The sequence below is a fragment of the Delftia sp. 11MD genome (assembly GCF_050907895.1).
Lineage (GTDB): Bacteria > Pseudomonadota > Gammaproteobacteria > Burkholderiales > Burkholderiaceae_C > Comamonas > Comamonas tsuruhatensis.
Genome location: NZ_CP194333.1, coordinates 1,081,182 through 1,100,177, shown reverse-complemented (window position 1 = coordinate 1,100,177; position 18,996 = coordinate 1,081,182). Strand labels below are relative to the sequence as shown.

Below are 18,996 nucleotides of genomic sequence, written 5' to 3'. Positions count from 1 at the left end.
AATCAGGTAAAACGATGATCGAAAACGCGTTGTATGTGGGTTCCGTGGGCAAGGCATTCCGCGTGCTGGACTGCTTCAAGGGCGCGGCGGGCGACCTGAGCCTCACGGAAATCATGGAGCGCAGCGGCCTGGACAAGAGCGCCGCCCAGCGCTACGCCTACACCCTCAGCGCCGAGGGCTACCTGCAGCAAAACAGCCAGACCCGCCGCTACCGGCTGGGCCCGGGCGTGCTGGACCTGACCTTCCACTTCCTGCGCACGCATGCGCTGGCCGAGGCGCTCAACCCCCTGCTGCTGCAGCTGTCCAAGGACACGGAGCAGAAGATCAGCCTGTCGCTGCGCGACGGCGACTGGCTGGTGCATGTGCTGCGCCATCAGACCAGTACCGAGCACTACCACGCCTCGCTCGTGGGCCGGCGCGTGCCCCTGCAATGCACGGCAGGCGGGCGCGCCGTGATGGCACGGCTGGACGAGGCGCAGGTGGAGCAGCTGCTGGCCCCCGGCCGCCTGGTGGCCAGCACGCCCCGGACGCTGACCACCGCCAAGGCCGTCCAGGCGGAACTGAAGAAGGTGCGCGAGCGCGGCTACGCCATGGTGGTCGATGAATTCATCATGGGCGAGGTCGCGCTGGCCGCCGCCGTGGTCGATGCCGACGGCGTGCCGCTGGGCGCCCTGCACCTGAGCGGATCGTCAAGCCAGTGGAGCGGAGCCGACTACGCGAAGAAGTTCTCGCCCCTGCTGCTCAACGCCATCGCCCAGTACGAGCGGCGCAACGCGTAGCGCCTGCCGTCCAGCGCGGATCCCGCTATACTGCGCCCCTTCTTTCTTGAACGAGCTGCTGCAGGAAAGACGTTTTCCGGGCCTTTGCCGCCCGGGTGTCTTTCATCGTCCGTACACCCAACGGATGCGGCGAGCGCCAACCAGGCCTCGCGGATCTGCAGCCATGAGCACTCCTCAACGACTCCAGCGTGCCTTTGCACGCACGGGCATCTCTCTCGACTATCGCGACGGCATCTACCACGTGCGCGATGGCCAGGCCGAGGCCCACATTCTTCTTCCCGACAGCCTTCCCCTGGAGGACAAGGCCGTGCGCCAGTTGCTGGCCTTTTCGGCCGTGCGCCGGCATGACGGCCAGGGCAGCCACGGCGCCGTCTGCCGCGCCTGCGCCACGCCCGACTTCCATCCGGGCACGGTGGCGCCCGTGGGCAGCGTGGTGGCCACGCCATCGGACTTCGTCATTCCGGCCGCCATCGGCACGGACATCAACTGCAGCGTGCGCCTGCTGACCATGGGCGCCCGGCTGGACCAGCTGGCGCCGCACAAGGGCCGGCTGGTGGAACTGCTGACCGCCAGCCTACTGGGCAGCGGGCGCGACGTGCCAGTGACCACGGCCGCCTTCCGCGCGCTGTTCGACCACGGGCCGGCCGCCTTTGTGGACCGGCTGAACGGCCAGGGCCTGTGGGACCATGTCGACAGGGATCGCCTGCACCGCGAGCTGGCCGCCTGCATCGGCCTGGACAGCTTCGCTGGCAGCGCCCGCCACTCGCCCCATGCCTATCTGCAGGAGCGCCATGCCGTGTTCCGCGACCCGTGCCTGGGCACGGTGGGATCGGGCAACCATTTCGTGGAACTGCAAGTGGTCGACGAGGTGCTGGACCGCCACGCGGCCTACCGCGCCGGCCTGCGCGCGGGCGACGTGGTGGTGATGATCCACAGCGGCTCGCGCGACCTGGGCTTTTACGTGGGCCAGGCCTGGATGGACCGCGCCCGGGCCGAGTGGCCGCAAGGCGTGAAACACCCGGCCAGCGGCCTGTACGGCCTGTCGGGTCCGCTGGCCGGCGAGTACCTGCAGGCCATGGGCGTGGCGGCGCGCTATGCCTGGGCCAACCGCGTGGTGCTGGCCGAGCTGGTGCGCAAGGACCTGGAGCAGATCGTGGGCGCAGCGGATTCGCGCCTGGTGGTCGATGTGCCGCACAACGTGGTCCTGCAGCAAGGCGGCATGAACATCCACCGCAAGGGCGCCACGCCGGCCAACGAGGGCGACTTCGCGCTCATCCCGGGGTCCATGGGCGATGCATCCTACCTGGTCACGGGCCTGGGCGCGGCCGACTGGCTCTGGTCCTGCAGCCATGGCGCGGGGCGGCGCATGCGCCGCCAGGCCGTGCGCGCACTGCGGCCCGAAGCCCGTGCAGGCCATGCGGGCGAACAGGGCTGGCAATGCGTGACGCTGCGCGAGGAGCGCCGCATCGAGGAAGCGCCCGAAGCCTACAAGCCCATCGGCCCGGTCATCGAGTCGCAGGAGGCCGCCGGCCTGATCCACGCCGCCGTGAAGCTCAGGCCCTGGATCACCTTCAAGGCCTGAGCACCGGCAGGCGCCTCACTGCAGCCGCAAGCCGTCCGCCGCACGGTCCTGGGCCAGCTTGCGGTACAGCGTCTGGCGGCTGATGCCCAGCATGCGCGCGGCCTGGGTGACATTGCCCCGGCAGTTCTCCAGCGCCTGCCGCACGGCCGAGCGCGAGAGTTCATCCAGGCTCTGCGGCGCAGCGTCGAGCCGGGGGCCGCTGCGGGCGGTCTGCACCAGCTCGGCCTGGAAGTCGTCGGGCAGGTGCTGCCACTGCAGGCAGTCCTCATGGGGATCGAGCATGGCGCAGGCCGTTCTCAGCACGCTGGCGCACTGGCGCAGATTGCCGGGCCAGCCATGGCCGGCCAGCTGCGCCAGCAGGGCCGGCGCCATGCGCAGCGGGCGCGCGGGTTCGATGTCGGCCAGCATGCGCGCGGCCAGCGCCTCGAAGTCGCCGCGCTCGCGCAGCGGAGGCAGCTCCACGGCCAGGCCGTTGATGCGGTAGTACAGGTCGGCACGAAAGCGCCCCTGGTCCGCATCCTCGCGCAGCCTGCGGTTGGAGGCGCTGACCAGCGCGAAATCGACCGCAACGGGCGTGCCACCGCCCAGCGGCACCACCTGCCGCTCCTGCAGCACGCGCAGCAGCCGGGTCTGCAGCGACAGCGGCATGTCGCCGATCTCGTCCAGGAACAGCGTGCCGCCGTGCGCCTGGCGCAGCAGGCCCGCCTGTCCTTCGCGCCGCCCGCCCGTGAAGGCGCCCTGGCGGTAGCCGAACAGCTCGGCCTCGATCAGCGACTCGGGCATGGCCGCGCAGTTGATGGCCACGAAGGGGCCGTCGCGGCGCGGCCCGCTGTCGTGGGCCGCGCGCGCAAACCATTCCTTGCCCACGCCGGACTCGCCCTGGATGAGCAGCGCAATCGGCTTGCCCAGCACGCGCCGGGCCTTGTCGGCCGCCGCACGCCAGCGCGCATCGCCCGTGTCCAGCCGCGCCAGCGCATCGCGGGGGGCCTGCCGTGTTTCCCCCGCTTGCCGCGCTCCCAGCGCCTCCTGCACTGTCTGCGCCGCCGCCCCCGCCATGATGGTGCGCCGGTCCGGCACCAGCTGGCCGAACAGCGCCGTGCCGTCATGGCGCCGCAGCGGCTGGGCCGCATCGGGCTGGCGGTGCTGGCGTGACAGCAGCTCCTGCAGGCTGGCGTCCAGCACCTGGTCCAGCGCCACGCTGCCCAGCTGCGCGTGCGACAGGCGCAGCAAGGCCAGAGCGGCGCGGTTGGCACCCACCACCCAGCCGTCGCCCGAGATCAGCGCAATGCCTTCGCCCACCGTGCCAATGCCTTCGGGCCGCGCGTGCAGGTGCAGGCGGATGTGGCGCTGGCCGTCGCAGGCCATGAGGCGGTTTTCGATCATGCGGGCCGCCGTGCCGACCAGGCCCAGCGTGTGCGGGCTGCCCCGGCCATATTCGCTGGAGATGTCCAGGATGCCCAGCAGCTGGCCCGTGCCCGACAGGATGGGCGCGGCCGCGCAGGTGAGAAAGCCGTTGCGCTCCAGGAAATGCTCGCCGCCCTGGATTTCGATGGAGTCCATCTCGGCCAGTGCCGTGCCGATGGCATTGGTGCCGCGCTGCGCCTCATGCCAGGACGCGCCGCTGGCCAGGGCCACGCGCTCGGCCTTGCCCAGAAAGAAAGGGTCGCCGCAGGTATCCACCAGGGTGCCGCAGGGGCCGGCCAGCACCACCACGCTCTGGCTGCCGCGCACCTGCTCGGACAGGTATTCCATGACGGGCCGTGAATGCGCCAGCAGCGCATGGTGGCGGCTGCGCAGCACGCCCAGCGCGTGCTGCTCCAGGTTGTCGGCGGCGCCCAGGCGCCCGGTGGGACGCAGTCCCTGCTCGATGCAGCGCTGCCACGAGCGCGCCAGGCGCTCGTCCACCAGGCCGCTGGGGCAGCGGCCCGACTCCATCAGGCTGTGACGGGCCTGGCGCAAGGCCACAAGGGAGGCTCTCGATTGCATGCTGTCTCCTGCTCGGGCGTCATTGCGCCGCGTTGCGGGCCAGTATGCGGGGCCGGCGGGCACCGGGCAAGCCAAGTGGCGGGTCAGGCGCCCGACTGTTCCATTTCTGGACAGTTGTCCTGTTGCGCAACGTCACGGCACAGGGCGAACGCGCACGGGAATACCCGCAGCAGCCACGTCCCGCGTGCCTTTGCGGGCACCTGCCCTGCGGCCTGCTGGCTGGCACGGCTTTTGAATCATGTCTGCCGTCCGGCCATGGCCGGATATCCCGATCCACACCCGATCACAACAGACCCATAAGCATCCTCAGGAGACAAGCAGCATGACCGTCTACGCAGCACCCGGCGCCACTGGCGCCAAGATCGCCTACAAGGCCCGCTACGACAACTTCATCGGCGGCAGGTTCGTACCTCCGGTCAAGGAGCAGTACTTCGACGTGGTCACCCCCATCAGCGGCAAGGTCTACACCCGCGCCGCGCGCTCCACGGCCGAGGACATCGAACTGGCGCTGGACGCCGCCCATGCCGCCAGCGACGCCTGGGGCCGCACCAGCGCGGCCGAGCGTGCGAACGTCCTGCTGAAGATCGCCGACCGCATCGAGGCCAACCTGGAGCTGCTCGCCTATGCCGAGACCGTGGACAACGGCAAGGCCATCCGCGAGACGCTGAATGCCGACATCCCGCTCACCGTGGACCATTTCCGCTATTTCGCGGGCTGCGTGCGCGCCCAGGAAGGCGCGCTCAGCCATATCGACGAGACCACGGTGGCCTATCACATCCAGGAGCCGCTGGGCGTGGTGGGCCAGATCATTCCCTGGAACTTCCCCATCCTCATGGCGGCCTGGAAGCTGGCGCCCGCGCTGGGCGCAGGCAACTGCGTGGTGCTCAAGCCGGCCGAGTCCACGCCCATCAGCATCCTGATCCTGGCCGAGCTCATTGCCGACCTGCTGCCGCCCGGCGTGCTCAACATCGTCAATGGCTTCGGCCGAGAGGCCGGCATGCCGCTGGCCACCAGCAAGCGCATCGCCAAGATCGCCTTCACGGGCTCCACCTCCACGGGCCGCGTGATCGCCCAGGCCGCCGCCAACAACCTGATCCCGGCCACGCTGGAGCTGGGCGGCAAGTCGCCCAACATCTTCTTCGCCGATGTGATGGACAAGGACGATGCCTTCCTCGACAAGGCCGTCGAAGGGCTGGTGCTGTTCGCCTTCAACCAGGGCGAGGTCTGCACCTGCCCCAGCCGCGCGCTGATCCACGAAAGCATCTACGACCGCTTCATGGAGCGCGTGCTCCAGCGCGTGGCCGCCATCCGGCATGCCAACCCGCTGGACACCGACAGCATGATGGGCGCGCAGGCGTCCAAGGAGCAGCTCACCAAGATCCTGTCGTACCTGGACCTGGGCAAGCAGGAGGGCGCCGAGGTGCTGGCCGGCGGCGGCCAGGCCCATCTGGGCGGCGACCTGGAAGGCGGCTACTACGTGCAGCCCACGCTGTTCAAGGGCCACAACAAGATGCGCATCTTCCAGGAGGAAATCTTCGGCCCCGTGCTGGCCGTGACCACCTTCAAGGACGAGGCCGAGGCCCTGGCCATTGCCAACGACACGCTCTACGGCCTGGGCGCGGGCGTGTGGAGCCGCAACGGCAACGTGGCCTACCGCATGGGCCGCGCCATCAAGGCCGGGCGCGTGTGGACCAATTGCTACCACGCCTACCCGGCGCACGCGGCCTTTGGCGGCTACAAGGAATCGGGCATCGGCCGCGAAACCCACAAGATGATGCTGGACCACTACCAGCAGACCAAGAACCTGCTGGTCAGCTACAGCGAGAACAAGCTGGGCTTCTTCTGAAGTTCTTCCCAGGTGAATGCGGCCGGCGGCGCACAGCGCGGCCGGCCGCCCAGGAAAGGACCAACCCATGGTTGACAAAGTGATTGCCACCGACGCCGCGCTGGCGCTGATCGCCGACCTGCAGGCCCAGCACGGGCCGGTGTTCTTCCACCAGTCCGGCGGCTGCTGCGACAACAGCGCCGCCAACTGCTACCTGCCCGGCGAGCTGACGATAGGCGCCCAGGACGTGCTGCTGGGCCAGGTGGGCGGCGCGCCCTTCTACATCGGCAAGTCGCAGTACGAATACTGGAAGCACACCCAGCTCATCCTCGACGTGATCGACGGCCAGGGCGGCACCTTCTCGCTGGAGGGCAGCACGGGCAAGGCCTTCCACACACGCTCCAGGCTGTTCACGGACGAGGAATACGCCGAGATCCTGGCCAGCGAGGGCAACGGCCCCTGACAGGGGCCGCGCGGCGGACTACTTTCCGGTCAGCCGCTTGACCGCGGCCTCGGTCTGGCGCACATGCTCGTCCGGGTCCGAGCCCATGTGCACGAAGCGGACCTTGCCGTCCTGGCCGATCACGTAGGAGATGCGGTCGGCGCGCTGGGGGTTGGCGGCGGCCGAGGCGTCGTAGGCGCGGATGGTCTGCGCCTGCGGGTCCGATGCCACGGCGAACTGGTCGCGGCAGGCCTCGGTGGAAAAGCGCTTGAGCGTATCGATGTCGTCATGCGACATGCCCACCACCGTGGCGCCCATGGCCGCGAAACGCGGCGTGGCCTCGGCAAAGGCGTGGGCTTCCATGGTGCAGCCCTGCGTGAAGGCCTTGGGGAAGAAATACAGCACCACCGGCCCCTTCCTGAGCGTGGCGGCCATGTCGAAATCGAAGGCCTTGCCCGCCACCGCGGCCGGCGTCGTGAAGCGCGGCGCGCTGTCGCCCACCTTGAGCGCTGCCTGGGCCAGCGGCGACAGCAGCAGCGCCGCCAGCACGGGTGCGGCGGCGCGCGCGCAGCGGCGGCCCCAAGAGGTGCGATGGTGGGTGGAATCGCCGCAGCGGATATCGGACATGCATGGCCTCCTGAGCCTGGAACGGGATGCGCCATTGTGGCCAATCGGCCCGGGCCGCTGGCGCATTTGCCGTGGATCAGCGCGGGGATTCGCCGGGCCTGATCCTGAACCAGATCGAGTACATGGCGGGCAGGAAGACCAGCGTCAGCACCGTGCCGGCCAGCGTGCCGCCGATCAGCGTATAGGCCAACGTTCCCCAGAACACCGATTGGGTCAGCGGGATGAAGGCCAGGATCGCCGCCAGCGCGGTCAGGATCACGGGCCGGGCGCGCTGGACGGTGGCCTCCACCACCGCCTGGAACGGCGCAAGTCCCTCCTGCTCGTTGTGCTGGATCTGCCCGATCAGGATCAGCGTGTTGCGCATCAGGATGCCCGACAGCGCGATCAGCCCCACCAGTGCATTGATGCCGAAGGGCTGCTGAAAGACGATCAGCGTCGGCACCACGCCGATCAATCCCAGGGGGCTGGTCAGGAACACCATGACCATGGCCGATATCGACCGCACCTGCAAGATGATGATGATCAGCGTGATGGCGATCATGACCGGGAACAGGGGCAGCATGGCCGTCATGGCCTTGCCGGATTCCTCGATGGAGCCGGCCTCGTCGATGCGGTAGCCCGCAGGCAACGCCTTCCTGATGGGCTCCAGCTGCCGGGTGATGGCCGCAGAGACATCGGGCGGCTGCAGGCTGTCATCGATATCACCGCGGACCGTGATGGTGGGCATGCGGTCGCGGCGGCGCATGACGGGCTCCTCCATCTGCACGGTGACCTCGCCCAGCTGCGACAGCGGTATGCGCTGGCCAGTGGCGTTGGTGAGCGTGAAGTCGCCGACCCTGGCCACATCGTGGCGGGTGCCGCCCGCAGAACGCGCCATCACCTGCACGGTGCGGATGTCCTCGCGCACGGTGGTCACGGGCACGCCGCTGAGCAGGAACTGCAGCTGCTGCGCGACCGCCGCGGAGGTCAGGCCCATGGCCTGCAGCCGGTCCTGGTCCAGGGTGAAGCGCATGACAGGGGTGCGCACGCCCCAGTCGGAGTTCACGGTCCGCATCATCGGGCTGTCGTGCAGCACCTGGTGCACCTGGCCGGCAATGTCGCGCAGCCGCTGCGGGTCGGGGCCGGAGACGCGATACGCCACGGGGAACGGGGAGTACGGCCCGAACACGATCTGCGATGCGCGCACCTGCGCCTGCGGGGCCAGTCCCTGGGCGATGGCCTCGCGCAACCTGAGCTTGAGTGCGTCGCGCTGCGCCTGGTTGGCGGTGCGCACGACGATCTTGGCGAACGACGGGTCGGGCAGCTCAGGGGAGATGGCCAGAAAAAAGCGCGGTGCGCCCTGGCCGATATAGGCGGTCACGATCTCCGATTCGGGCTGCTGCAGCAGCCAGGCTTCCACCGTGCGGGTGGTCTCGCTCGTCTGGCCGATGGAGGTGCCGTAGGGCATCTGCACCTCGACCATCACCTCGGGCCGGTCGGAGATGGGAAAGAACTGCTTCTTCACGATGGACATGCCCAGCACGGAAGCCACCATGAGCCCGCCCACGACTGCGGCCACCATGCCCTTGCGGGCGATCACCTTGCCCAGCACGCGCCGTAGGCGCTCGTAGCGGGGCGTGCCATACATCGCCGCATGTCCGCCTTCGACCTTTTTGAGAGGGGGCAGCATCTTCACGCCCAGATAGGGCGTGAACACCACGGCCACCACCCAGGACACGATGAGCGCGATGCCGACGATCCAGAACATGTTGCTGGTGTACTCGCCCGCCGTGGAGCGTGCGAATCCGTTGGGCATGAAGCCCACCGCCGTCACCAGCGTTCCGGACAGCATGGGCGCCGCGGTATGGCTCCAGGCGTAGGCGGACGCGGCCACGCGGTCGTAGCCCTCCTCCATCTTCACCACCATCATCTCGATGGCGATGATGGCGTCGTCCACCAGCAGGCCCAGCGCAAGGATCAGCGAGCCGAGCGTGATGCGGTCGAAATTCTTTCCCGTGGCGGCCATGATGATGAACACGGCCGCCAGCGTCAGCGGCACGGCCGCAGCCACCACCACGCCAACGCGCCAGCCCATGCTGGCGAAGCACACCACCAGCACGACCAGCAGCGCGGCCAGGAACTTGAGCATGAACTCATCGACGGAGGCGCTGATGTTCACGGCCTGGTCCGTCACCTTGGTCAGGCCCATGCCCAGCGGCATGTCTGCGTTGATGGCGCCCACCTCCCGGTCCAGCGCCTTGCCCAGGTCCAGCCCGTTCCAGCCGTCGCGCATGACGACGCCCAGCAGCAAGGCAGGCTCCGCACCGTTGCGGATGATGAAGGTCGAGGGGTCTTCGTAGCCGCGCTGGACGGTGGCGATGTCGGACAGCTTGACCGTGCGGCCCTGGGCCACGATGGGCGTGTCGCGGATCTTCTGCAGCGCGTCGAACGCACCGTCGAGGCGGATGAACACCTGGGGTCCCTGGGTCTCCACCGACCCGGCAGGCGTGAGTGCGTTCTGGTTGTTCAATGCCGCGAAGACGTCCTGCGGGCTGATGCCCAGCGTGGCCAGGCGCTCGTGCGAGAACTCCACGTAGATCCGCTCGGATTGCTCGCCGACGATGTTGACCTTCTTGACGCCCGGCACATGCAAAAGACGCTGGCGCAAGGCTTCGGCATCGCGCACCAGCGCCCGGGGCTCCTCGCCGCGCGCCTTGAGGGCGTAGATCGCAAAGGTCACGTCGGCGTACTCGTCGTTCACCATCGGGCCGATCACGCCCGCCGGCAGGTTGCGGGCCTCGTCACCGAGCTTCTTGCGGGCCTGGTAGAACTCCTCCTGCACCTCGCCGGGGGGCGTGGAGTCGAGCAGGGTCAGCGTGGTGAAGGCCAGCCCCGGCCTGACGAAGGTTTCGGTGCGGTCATACCAGCGCAGCTCCTGCAGGCGCTTTTCCAGCTTCTCTGCCACCTGGTCCTGCATTTCCTGCGGGGTGGCGCCAGGCCAGGCCGTGATGATGGTCATGACCTTGACGGTGAAGGCCGGATCTTCCGCCCGGCCCAGCTTCAGGAAGGCAAAGACACCCGTCAGCGAAATCAGCAGGATCAGGAACAGCGTGATGGAACGCTCACGGACGGCAAGCGCCGACAGGTTGAAACGGCCTTCACTCACGGGACACTCCCGTGGACACGGAGGACGCCGTGGACGTTGTTGCCGTTGTTGCCGTTGAAGGCGCCGGCGCCTCGCTGTCCAGCCGCACCTGCGCCCCCTCGCTCAGCAAATGCGCGCCGAGCGCGACGATCCGCTCCCCCAGGCCCAGCGCACCCACCACCTGGGCATTGCCGTCCTGTACCTGAACCACGGTGACGGGCTGGCGCCTGACCTGATCGCCCTGCACCACCCAGACAGCGGCGCCCTTGCCCTCATCGAGGATGGCGCCGATGGGGACCTGCAGGGTTGACTTGCCGGCCGTCGATGTCGATGTCGATGTCGATGTCGATGTCGATGTCCCGCCAATCCTGAGCGTGACCGTGCTGCCCAGCGGGGCGCTGGCCGCCGCGCCGGCGTCCAGCACATAGCGGGCCTCAAAGGTGCGAGTGGCCCGGTCGGCCACATCGGACAGCTGGCGCAGTTTGGCGGGGATGACCACCTCCTCCCTGCCGAACAGGCGGGCCTGGGCCGCCGAGCCCAGCGCGGGCCGCAGTGTTTCGGGCAACTGGACGACCGCTTCGCGCCTGCCGGCATGGGCGAGGCGCACGACCACCTGGCCGGCACTGACGACCTGGCCAGGCTCGGCAAGTGTTTCCATCACGATGCCATCGGCATCGGCCAGCAGTTCGGCGTAGCGGCTGGCGTTCAGCGCTGCGGCGGCCTGCGCTTCGGCCGCCCTGAGCTGGGCGCGGGCGGCATCCGCGGCCGCCTTGATCTGTTCATGGGCCAAGGCCGAAACGGCACCCGTTCCCTGCAGGTCACGGTAGCGCTGCTCCTCGTCGCTGGTCTGCTGCGCACGTGCCCTGGCGGCTGCGACGACCTCCTGCTGGGCTTGGGTGGCCAGCTTCAGGTCCACCGGGTCGAGGCGCAGCAATGCCTGGCCGCGCCTGACCGTCTGGCCTGTATCCACCAGGCGCTCCAGCACCTTGCCGGCCACGCGAAATCCAAGATCGCCCTGCACCCTGGCCGCGATGGTGCCGGTGAAGACACGCTCGGAAGCATTGCCTGGCGCTACCAGGGTGGTGCGAACGAGGGGTGGCTGGGTGCGCGGATCCGGCGGCGGGCTTTTGCCGCAGGCTGCGAGTGCAAGTGACAGTGCGCCGACAGCGGCGATGGACAGATGGCGGTGCCGAAGCATGAGGGGGTCCCGATCAATGAGCAGGACCCGATTCTGTGATTAGTGACCATTTATGTCAATGGTCACAACTGCAGGATTTAGGGCGACAGGCTTCTCAGCACCAATCCGGCCAGTTGTGCGGGCGCCTCGTCCGCATGGTCGAGGCTGTGCTGCAGCATCACCGGGTTCAGATAGGGGAGCATGACCAGAAAGATGGCGCGCCCGGTTTCATCCAGCGGCGTCTTGCGCTCGAAATCGCCCCGCTGGCGCCCGGCGTCGAGCACCTGCAGCAGCAGCTGATGCATGCGTTCCTCATAGGCCTGCGCTGCCTGCCAGCGCTCGGCCGACGCCGAAATGGCGATCTCGTACAGCTTGCGGTCCTCGGAGAAAAGCCGCAGCGTGGCAGCGACGATCGCCTTGAACAGGCGCCGCAGCTGCTCGGGAGGCGCATCCGTGCTGGCGACGGCCTGGCGGATCTCCGCCTCCATCTCCATCAGGCAGTTGGAACAGATCATCTCGCCGATGACCTGCTTGGACTCGAAGAACTTGTAGATGTAGGCCTTGGAAAAGCCGATGGCCTTGGCAAGGTCGGACACCGTGGTTTTCTCGTAGCCGTAGCGGCTGAAATGCTCTTTTGCCGCAGTCACGATCTGTTGCCGGACATCGTGTTCGACCGGGCCGCGCGCAGAGGTCGGATAGACGTTGGTGGTGCTCATGCGGCCTAGCTTACTCCATCAAAAAAATACTATGCAAGTGACCATTTTGGAATATAGTCACAACGTCGCCCCGCTTCTGACTGTTGAACATGCCGCGTCTTGCCGCCCCCGTTTTTCTGATGCTCGCCAGCCTTTGTGCAGGGTGTGCGGTAGGCCCTGACTACCAGCCGCCCGCCACGGCCCTGCCCCAGGCCTACATGGGGGGCCGCGTTCTGGGTGAGGGCAAGCCTCCCTCGCCGGACTCCTCCACGGACCTTACAGCCTGGTGGGCAGCCTTTGGCGATGCGCAAATGGCGCGCCTCGTCACGGCGGCACTGCAGCAGAACCTGGATGTTGCCCAGGCCGCTGGCCGCGTGCTTCAGGCACGCGCCGGGCTGGACGCGGCGGCAGCTGCGTTGCGGCCGTCGGCCCAGGTCTCGGCGCAAACGGCCAGGAGCTATCAGTCGGTCGAGACTCCGCTGGGCCGGGTGCTCGACTCCATGCCGGGGTTCGATCGCTACGGCAGCGCCCAGGAGGCCAACCTCGGGGCCAGCTGGGAGCTTGATCTCTTCGGTGGCCTGCGCAAGGCCAGGCAGGCTTCCCTGGCCGAGTACCAGGCATCGGAAGCCGGCGCCACTGCCGTGCGGCTCGCGGTGGCCGCCCAGACTGCGGACATCTATATCCAGATTCGCGGCCTGCAGGCGCGGCTGGCAGTGGCACGCTCGCAGGTGCGGACCCAGCAGCAACTGCGCTCCATCGTCGAACTGCGGTGGAACAAGGGCCTGGCACCCGAGCTTCAACTGCGCCAGGTCGAGGGGGCACTTGCGCGGGCGCAAGCCACCGTCCCGCCGCTGGAAAATGCGCTCGAAGCCGCCCTCAACGCCATGGACGTGATGCTGGCCACGGCACCCGGCACGCACCGGGCCGAACTGGCCGATCCCCGCCCGGTCCCCGTGCTGCCAACCCTTTCCCTGGCGGAGGCGCCCGGCGATCTGCTGCGGCGACGCCCGGACCTCATCGCGGCGGAGCGGCGCCTGGCAGCGTCGAACGCACGCATCGGCGTGGCGATCGCCGAGTACTACCCGAAGCTGTCGATCAGCGGCCTGATCGGCAGCGCCACCTCCATCTCCGCGGGCAATCTCTTCAGCGCCGGCGCATCGCAGGCCAGCGTTGTGGGCGGCCTGCGCTGGCGGCTGTTCGACTTCGGTCGCATCAACGCCCAGATCCACCAGGCGCAGGCACAGGAGGCGGAAAGCCTTGCCGCCTACCGGCAGTCGGTACTGCGCGCCACGGAAGAAGTGGAGAACGCCCTGGTCTCGCTGGACAGGCGGCAGGAGCTGATGGCCGTGCTCGCCAGGGGCGCGGATGCGCTCACGCGCGCCCGGCAGGCCGCAGGCGCCGCCTACGACAAGGGCGTGGTCAGCCTGATCGAGGTGCTGCAGGCGGATGAAAGCCTGCTGGGCGTGCTGGATGCACAGGCGCAGGCCCGGATGGAGTCGGCGCGCTCGACGGTCGCGATCTTCAAGGCGCTGGGCGGCGGCTGGACGCCGGAGCCCCTGCCTTCCAGGGCGTTGGCGGCCGCCAGCCACGGTCTTCCCGCCAGCGTCGCCCCCTGAACCTGCCACTTCCCGAAAGGAGCCCCCTTTCCACGCACAGCAAAGCAACCGAACACCCCTGCGGGACATGCGGCCCAGGCGACCTGCCCAAGCAGGCGGCCCAAGCCATGGCCCGGCTCCACCCACCCCCATCCGTCAAACCATGTCAAACACAACCCCCTCCCCCACCGTTGCTGCAGCCGCACGCATCCTGAAGCCGGCGCTTGCGGCCATCGCCTTCTCGACCTGCTTCGCAGCCCATTCGCAGCCGCAAGACGCCTCGGCAGCCACATCGGACGCAGCGCTTTCCCGCGCCGAAGTCATCGCCGATCTCGCACTCTGGCGCCGCGCCGGATTGGACCGCCATGCGGAGATATCGATCTCCTACGGAGTCGAAACGCAGGAATATCGGGCCGCATACCAGGAGTACCTGCGCCTTCGCAACAGCGAGGCGTTTCAGGCGGAGGTCCGCAAGACGTTGAGTCGGTAAGGCGGAGCCTGCCCCGCGCCAGGCGCCATCGCGGCAGCGGCTGGCGGCCCCGCTACCTCGTGGCGTGAACCGGGGATTCGCCTACAGGCCCAGGTCGGACAGACCGGGGTGGTCATCGGGGCGACGGCCCAGCGGCCAGTGGAACTTGCGCTCCGACTCCTGGATGGGCATGTCGTTGATGCATGCGAAGCGCCGGCGCATGAGACCGTCTGCCTCAAATTCCCAGTTCTCGTTGCCGTACGACCGGAACCAGTTCCCGGCATCGTCGTGCCACTCATAGGCGTAGCGGACTGCGATCCGGTTTTCCGCGTACAGCCAAAGCTCCTTGATCAGCCGGTAGTCCAGCTCCTTCTTCCACTTCCTCTCAAGAAGGGCCTGGGCCTCGGCGCGGCTGTTGGCGAACTCCGCCCGGTTGCGCCATTTCGTGTCGAGGGTATAGGCCATCGCGACCTTGGCCGCATCGCGTGTGTTCCATCCATCCTCGGCCAGACGGACCTTTTGGACGGCGCTTGCGAGAGAGAACGGGGGCAGGGGTGGGCGAGTTTCCATGATGTGACCTTTGAAAAGATGTAGAACGATCTGTCTACATGCACCACTCTAACGGAGGTGGAACGATCTGTCTACAATGTCTTCATGAAAACTTCCCAGCCATCTCTCGAGTCACTACCACCCCGCGAGCGCATCCTGGTGGCAGCCCATGGCCTTTTCTACGCAGAGGGCATCCGGGCCACGGGCGTGGACAGGATCATCGAGCGGTCGTCGGTCAGCAAAGTCACCTTCTACCGCCAGTACGCCAGCAAGGACGACCTGATCCGTGCGTACCTCGACTACCGCCATGAACGGTGGATTTCCTGGTTCCAGGCCAGCCTGGCGCAGCAGGCCGCCGGGGGCTCGTCAGCGTTGGATGCCCTGTCCACCACCCTCAGGAGCTGGTTCGGCCAGCCCGACTTTCGGGGCTGCGCCTTTCTCAATGCCGCTGCCGAACTGGGCTCGTCCGACCCTGAGATCCTGGCGACGGTCCGGCGGCACAAGCAGGAAATGTCGTCCGTGCTGGATCGCCTGTTCGATGGCCATCCCGTGTCCGTGGGCGCTGCGCTCACCCTGGTGGCGGACGGCGCCATCGTCCATGCGCAGATGGGTCAGCCGATCGATGAAGTCATGGCGAACTTCAAGGCAGCGGCCGAAGGGATCGTGAGCCGCCCCGGGTTGTGAGCAGGCTCAGGAGCGGGGCGCCGCTGAGGCTTCGGCGCGCCACAGCGGCAGGTCGTTGCTGCCTCGCCACCTTTGGCCACGCAGGGGCCGGATCTGGCAAGTCAGTGCTTTGCCACACGCTGTCCTGCCGCGTCGATGACGGCTTCGCCGTCCTCCTTGGAGAATGCCCCTTGCTGGGGACGCGGCAGTATGTCCAGCACCACCTCGGATGGCCGGCACAGGCGCGTGCCCAGTGGCGTCACCACAATGGGGCGATTGATGAGGATAGGGTGCCGGAGCATGGCGTCGATCAGCTGGGCATCGGTCCATTCCGGGTCGCCCAGGCCCATCTCGTCATACGGCGTACCTTTTTGCCGCAGAACCTCCCGCACAGGCAGGGCCAGGTCCGCCAGCAGCCGCTCCAGCGTGGCCCGGTCGGGCGGTGTCTTGAGGTATTCGATGACGGCGGGCTCCTCGCCGCTGTTGCGGATCAGGGCCAGCACGTTGCGCGATGTGCCGCAGGCGGGGTTGTGATAGATCGTGATGGTGCTCATGGCAGGTGGGTTCTGTGAGGGAATTCAGGCAGCCACGCTCAGGCGCAGCGCAAGGGCGGCAAGCGTGATGAGCAGCACGGGGGCCGTCAAAACCGTACCGACCCTGAAGTAGTAGCCCCATCCGATGGTCATGCCTTTGCTGGCCAGCACATGCAGCCACAGCAGCGTGGCCAGGCTACCGATGGGCGTAATCTTCGGGCCCAGGTCGCAGCCGATCACGTTGGCGTAGACCATGGCATCCCTGACCACGCCGGTGGCACTGGAGGCATCGATCGACAGCGCACCCACCAGCACGGTGGGCATGTTGTTCATCACAGACGACAGCAGGGCCGAGAGCACTCCCGTGCCGATGGCTGCGCCCCAGACGCCGCCTTGGGCAAAGCGGTCCAGAACGGATGCGATAGAGGTGATCAGCCCGGCATTGCGCAATCCGTAGACCACCAGATACATGCCCAGCGAGAACACGACGATCTGCCACGGCGCGCCATGCAGTACCTTGCGGGTGCTGATGACGCAGCCGCGTGCCGCCACGGCCAGCAGCAGGGCGGCACCTGCGGCCGCGACCGCGCTGACTGGCACGCCCAGCGGCTCCAGCCCGAAGAAGCCGACCAACAGCAGGACCAGGACCACCCAGCCCGCGCGAAAGGTCGCCGGATCGCGGATCGCATCGGCCGGGCGCCTGAGCTGGGCCAGGTCATAGGTTGCGGGAATGCCGCGCCGAAAGAACAGCATCAGCATGGCGAGGCTGGCCAGCACCGAGGCGAGATTGACCGGCACCATTACCGAGGCGTATTCGTTGAAGCCGATGTTGAAAAAGTCGGCCGAGACGATGTTGACCAGGTTGGAGACGATCAGCGGCAGGCTGGCCGTGTCGGCGATGAAGCCTGCCGCCATGACGAATGCCAGCGTGGCGGAGGGCGAAAAGCCCAGCGCCACGAGCATGGCCATCACGATGGGCGTGAGAATCAGGGCGGCGCCGTCATTGGCGAACAAGGCGGACACAGCCGCACCCAGCAGCACGATGAACGCGAACAGCTTGCTGCCCCGGCCGCCGCCCCAGCGTGCGAAGTGCAGCGCGGCCCATTCGAAGAAGCCGGCCTCGTCAAGCAGCAGGCTGATGATGATGACGGCCACAAAGGTGGCGGTCGCATTCCACACGATGCCCCAGACCACTGGAATGTCGGAAAGATGCACCACGCCGGCCAGCAGGGCAACGACCGCGCCCAGCGAGGCGCTCCAGCCAATGCCCAGGCCGCGCGGCTGCCAGATAACCAGCACAAGGGTGGAGATGAAGATCAGGACTGCCATGAGCATGGTGCTGGGAGATTCGGGTTTCAGAAGGCGCGCATTCGTGGACGAAGGGGGCGTCAGTGGGAGGCCAGTTCGCGGGCGGTGCCCTGTAGCCTTGCCTTTTCCAGCTTGTCGTCGGGCAGATTGACCAGCAGCTCCAGACGACGGCGCATCATGTGCAGAGTCTGTCGGAATGCTTCCAGCTTGACCTCTTCAGATGCGTCTCCCTGCGAGGGATCGGCGTATCCCCAGTGGGCGGTGGCGGGGTGGCCGGGCCAGATCGGGCAGACCTCGCCAGCTGCGTTGTCGCAGACGGTGATGATCAGGTCCATCTGCGGCGCCTGCGGGGCCGCGAACTCATCCCAGCTCTTGCTGCGCAGCCCCTGCACAGATACGCCGGCACGTTGCAGCACCTGCAAGCTCAAGGGATTGGGCTGCTGATTCGCGCGGGGGCTGCTGCCGGCCGAATACGCTTTGAAGCGCCCATTGCCCATGTCGTTGAGCAAAGCTTCGGCCAGGATGCTGCGCGCCGAGTTGTGAGTGCACAGGAACAGGACATTCAGGGGGGTGATGGAATCAGACATGGTGGCTTAGCAGCAGGACTTGGAGGAAGAGGAAGCTGCGGTGCCTGGGGCGCAGCAGGCAGATGCGGCCGCCTGGCGCGGGGCCGTCGGCGCGCAGCACGCGCCGCTGGCTCCGACAACTGCATCAGGGGCCTCGTGAAACACGGGAATGTTCTCCAGCGAATGAAAGTGCTCCCAGGCAATCCCCTGGGGATCGGTGATCCAGTGCTTGTCGCTGCGTGCATAGCAGCAGGTGGTGGCGCCTTCGTCGAGCATCGCCAGGTCGGCGGCCCTGGCGCGTGCCTTGAGCGCATCCAGCTCCTCGGCCTCATCCACTTGGAAGCCCAGGTGGTCCAGGCCGGCTTTCTCGCCTCGCGTCGAAATGGCGAAGTTCACCCGGGGCTCATCCAGCATCCACTTCGCGTAGTCGCTTTCCACGCGGGCGGGCTCGGCACCAAACAGCTGGGAATAGAACGCGATGTTCTTGGCCAGATCGTCGACGTGCATATGGACATGGAAGCGTTTCATCGTGGACTCCGTTCAGCAGTTGCAGGGCAAGGCATCCACCGTGGCGCATGCGGCGCCCTGGCAGCAGTTTTCGGTGAGGTAGGCGAGCAGGTCGTTCATCGCCGCAAAGGACGCCCGGTACAGCACATTGCGGCCCAGGCGCTCCTGGCTGACCAGCTCGGCATGGGACAGCTCCTTGAGGTGGAACGACAGCGCGTTGGGTGCGATACCCAACTGTTCGGCCAAGGCGCTGGGCGTAAGCCCCGCAGGGCCGGCGACTACCAGGGCGCGGAAAACGCGCAGGCGCGCTTCATGGGCCAGGGCCGAAAGCGATCGGATGACTTGGGTTTCTTGCATGCATCAATAATACAACTATTGTTGAATTGTTGTTGAAAAAAGTGAAGGCGGCCGTGCGGCGCCATTGCGCAAGCTCCGCGCCGAATGCGGGACGCCACTGAACACGCCGCGCGTCACGCAGATAACTCGTTGATTTCTCGCGTCCTCGCAAGCCATGCACCATCGATCCTTAGAGAGATGCGCCACTGAACTTTCGTCTGTACGGAAAACGC

18 protein-coding genes are annotated in these 18,996 nt (G+C 67.4%); 7 read left to right on the top strand and 11 right to left on the bottom strand.

Annotation, left to right across the window (positions count from 1 at the left end):
* Window positions 1-14 precede the first annotated feature (14 nt).
* Window positions 15-779, top strand: a complete 765-nt coding sequence (locus ACRSCF_RS04960) for an IclR family transcriptional regulator (protein ID WP_013800690.1) — start codon at window positions 15-17, stop codon at window positions 777-779.
* A 163-nt stretch (window positions 780-942) separates the two neighbouring features.
* A complete protein-coding gene (locus ACRSCF_RS04955; protein WP_034364495.1) occupies window positions 943-2,361 on the top strand; it encodes an RtcB family protein in 1,419 nt (472 codons plus the stop codon).
* A gap of 15 nt (window positions 2,362-2,376) precedes the next feature.
* Here the strand turns inward: ACRSCF_RS04955 and ACRSCF_RS04950 are convergent, their stop codons facing one another.
* Window positions 2,377-4,347: a sigma-54-dependent Fis family transcriptional regulator gene (locus tag ACRSCF_RS04950; RefSeq protein WP_244387833.1), complete on the bottom strand. Its 1,971-nt coding sequence runs from the start codon at window positions 4,345-4,347 to the stop codon at window positions 2,377-2,379.
* Between the two features lie 322 nt (window positions 4,348-4,669).
* Here ACRSCF_RS04950 and exaC point away from each other — a divergent pair, with 322 nt between their 5' ends.
* Window positions 4,670-6,193, top strand: a complete 1,524-nt coding sequence (exaC, locus tag ACRSCF_RS04945) for an acetaldehyde dehydrogenase ExaC (RefSeq protein WP_244387832.1) — start codon at window positions 4,670-4,672, stop codon at window positions 6,191-6,193.
* Between the two features lie 67 nt (window positions 6,194-6,260).
* The gene (locus ACRSCF_RS04940) at window positions 6,261-6,635 is read left to right on the top strand and encodes a DUF779 domain-containing protein (protein ID WP_016450901.1); all 375 of its coding nucleotides are present in this window, start codon (window positions 6,261-6,263) and stop codon (window positions 6,633-6,635) included.
* A gap of 18 nt (window positions 6,636-6,653) precedes the next feature.
* On the opposite strand, the gene ACRSCF_RS04935 is transcribed toward ACRSCF_RS04940, so the two are convergent.
* From ACRSCF_RS04935 to ACRSCF_RS04920, 4 genes are all read right to left on the bottom strand, one after another.
* Window positions 6,654-7,241 (bottom strand): peroxiredoxin, encoded by a 588-nt coding sequence (locus ACRSCF_RS04935; RefSeq protein ID WP_034364493.1) that lies wholly within the window; start codon window positions 7,239-7,241, stop codon window positions 6,654-6,656.
* Window positions 7,242-7,317: 76 nt separating this feature from the next.
* Window positions 7,318-10,386 carry an efflux RND transporter permease subunit gene (locus ACRSCF_RS04930; RefSeq protein ID WP_244387831.1) on the bottom strand — a complete coding sequence of 1,023 codons (3,069 nt, stop codon included), beginning with the start codon at window positions 10,384-10,386 and terminating at the stop codon, window positions 7,318-7,320.
* Window positions 10,379-11,563: an efflux RND transporter periplasmic adaptor subunit gene (locus ACRSCF_RS04925; RefSeq protein WP_432675225.1), complete on the bottom strand. Its 1,185-nt coding sequence runs from the start codon at window positions 11,561-11,563 to the stop codon at window positions 10,379-10,381. Before ACRSCF_RS04925 ends, ACRSCF_RS04930 begins: the two co-directional genes overlap by 8 nt.
* Window positions 11,564-11,640: 77 nt before the next feature.
* Window positions 11,641-12,258, bottom strand: coding sequence for a TetR/AcrR family transcriptional regulator (locus ACRSCF_RS04920; RefSeq protein WP_016445469.1), 618 nt, complete (start codon window positions 12,256-12,258; stop codon window positions 11,641-11,643).
* An 89-nt stretch (window positions 12,259-12,347) separates the two neighbouring features.
* On the opposite strand from ACRSCF_RS04920, the gene ACRSCF_RS04915 reads away from it, so the two are divergent.
* Window positions 12,348-13,853, top strand: coding sequence for an efflux transporter outer membrane subunit (locus ACRSCF_RS04915; RefSeq protein WP_034364489.1), 1,506 nt, complete (start codon window positions 12,348-12,350; stop codon window positions 13,851-13,853).
* A 142-nt stretch (window positions 13,854-13,995) separates the two neighbouring features.
* Window positions 13,996-14,322 (top strand): hypothetical protein, encoded by a 327-nt coding sequence (locus ACRSCF_RS04910; RefSeq protein WP_244387830.1) that lies wholly within the window; start codon window positions 13,996-13,998, stop codon window positions 14,320-14,322.
* 81 nt (window positions 14,323-14,403) lie between these two features.
* Here the strand turns inward: ACRSCF_RS04910 and ACRSCF_RS04905 are convergent, their stop codons facing one another.
* Complete coding sequence (locus ACRSCF_RS04905; RefSeq protein ID WP_046240238.1) at window positions 14,404-14,871, bottom strand: DUF1348 family protein; 468 nt, start codon at window positions 14,869-14,871, stop codon at window positions 14,404-14,406.
* A gap of 84 nt (window positions 14,872-14,955) precedes the next feature.
* Here ACRSCF_RS04905 and ACRSCF_RS04900 point away from each other — a divergent pair, with 84 nt between their 5' ends.
* Window positions 14,956-15,534 (top strand): TetR/AcrR family transcriptional regulator, encoded by a 579-nt coding sequence (locus tag ACRSCF_RS04900; protein ID WP_244387829.1) that lies wholly within the window; start codon window positions 14,956-14,958, stop codon window positions 15,532-15,534.
* A 101-nt stretch (window positions 15,535-15,635) separates the two neighbouring features.
* Here ACRSCF_RS04900 and arsC read toward each other — a convergent pair whose 3' ends face one another.
* From arsC to ACRSCF_RS04875, 5 genes are read right to left on the bottom strand one after another with little or no spacing between them, the layout of a single operon-like run.
* Window positions 15,636-16,067, bottom strand: coding sequence for an arsenate reductase (glutaredoxin) (gene arsC, locus ACRSCF_RS04895; protein ID WP_016450895.1), 432 nt, complete (start codon window positions 16,065-16,067; stop codon window positions 15,636-15,638).
* 24 nt (window positions 16,068-16,091) lie between these two features.
* Complete coding sequence (locus ACRSCF_RS04890; protein WP_016445463.1) at window positions 16,092-17,381, bottom strand: arsenic transporter; 1,290 nt, start codon at window positions 17,379-17,381, stop codon at window positions 16,092-16,094.
* 53 nt (window positions 17,382-17,434) lie between these two features.
* The gene (locus tag ACRSCF_RS04885) at window positions 17,435-17,941 is read right to left on the bottom strand and encodes an arsenate reductase ArsC (protein ID WP_016445462.1); all 507 of its coding nucleotides are present in this window, start codon (window positions 17,939-17,941) and stop codon (window positions 17,435-17,437) included.
* Between the two features lie 6 nt (window positions 17,942-17,947).
* Window positions 17,948-18,448 (bottom strand): ArsI/CadI family heavy metal resistance metalloenzyme, encoded by a 501-nt coding sequence (locus ACRSCF_RS04880; protein ID WP_244387828.1) that lies wholly within the window; start codon window positions 18,446-18,448, stop codon window positions 17,948-17,950.
* Window positions 18,449-18,460: 12 nt separating this feature from the next.
* Window positions 18,461-18,784: an ArsR/SmtB family transcription factor gene (locus tag ACRSCF_RS04875; protein ID WP_016445460.1), complete on the bottom strand. Its 324-nt coding sequence runs from the start codon at window positions 18,782-18,784 to the stop codon at window positions 18,461-18,463.
* Between the last annotated feature and the right edge of the window lie 212 nt (window positions 18,785-18,996).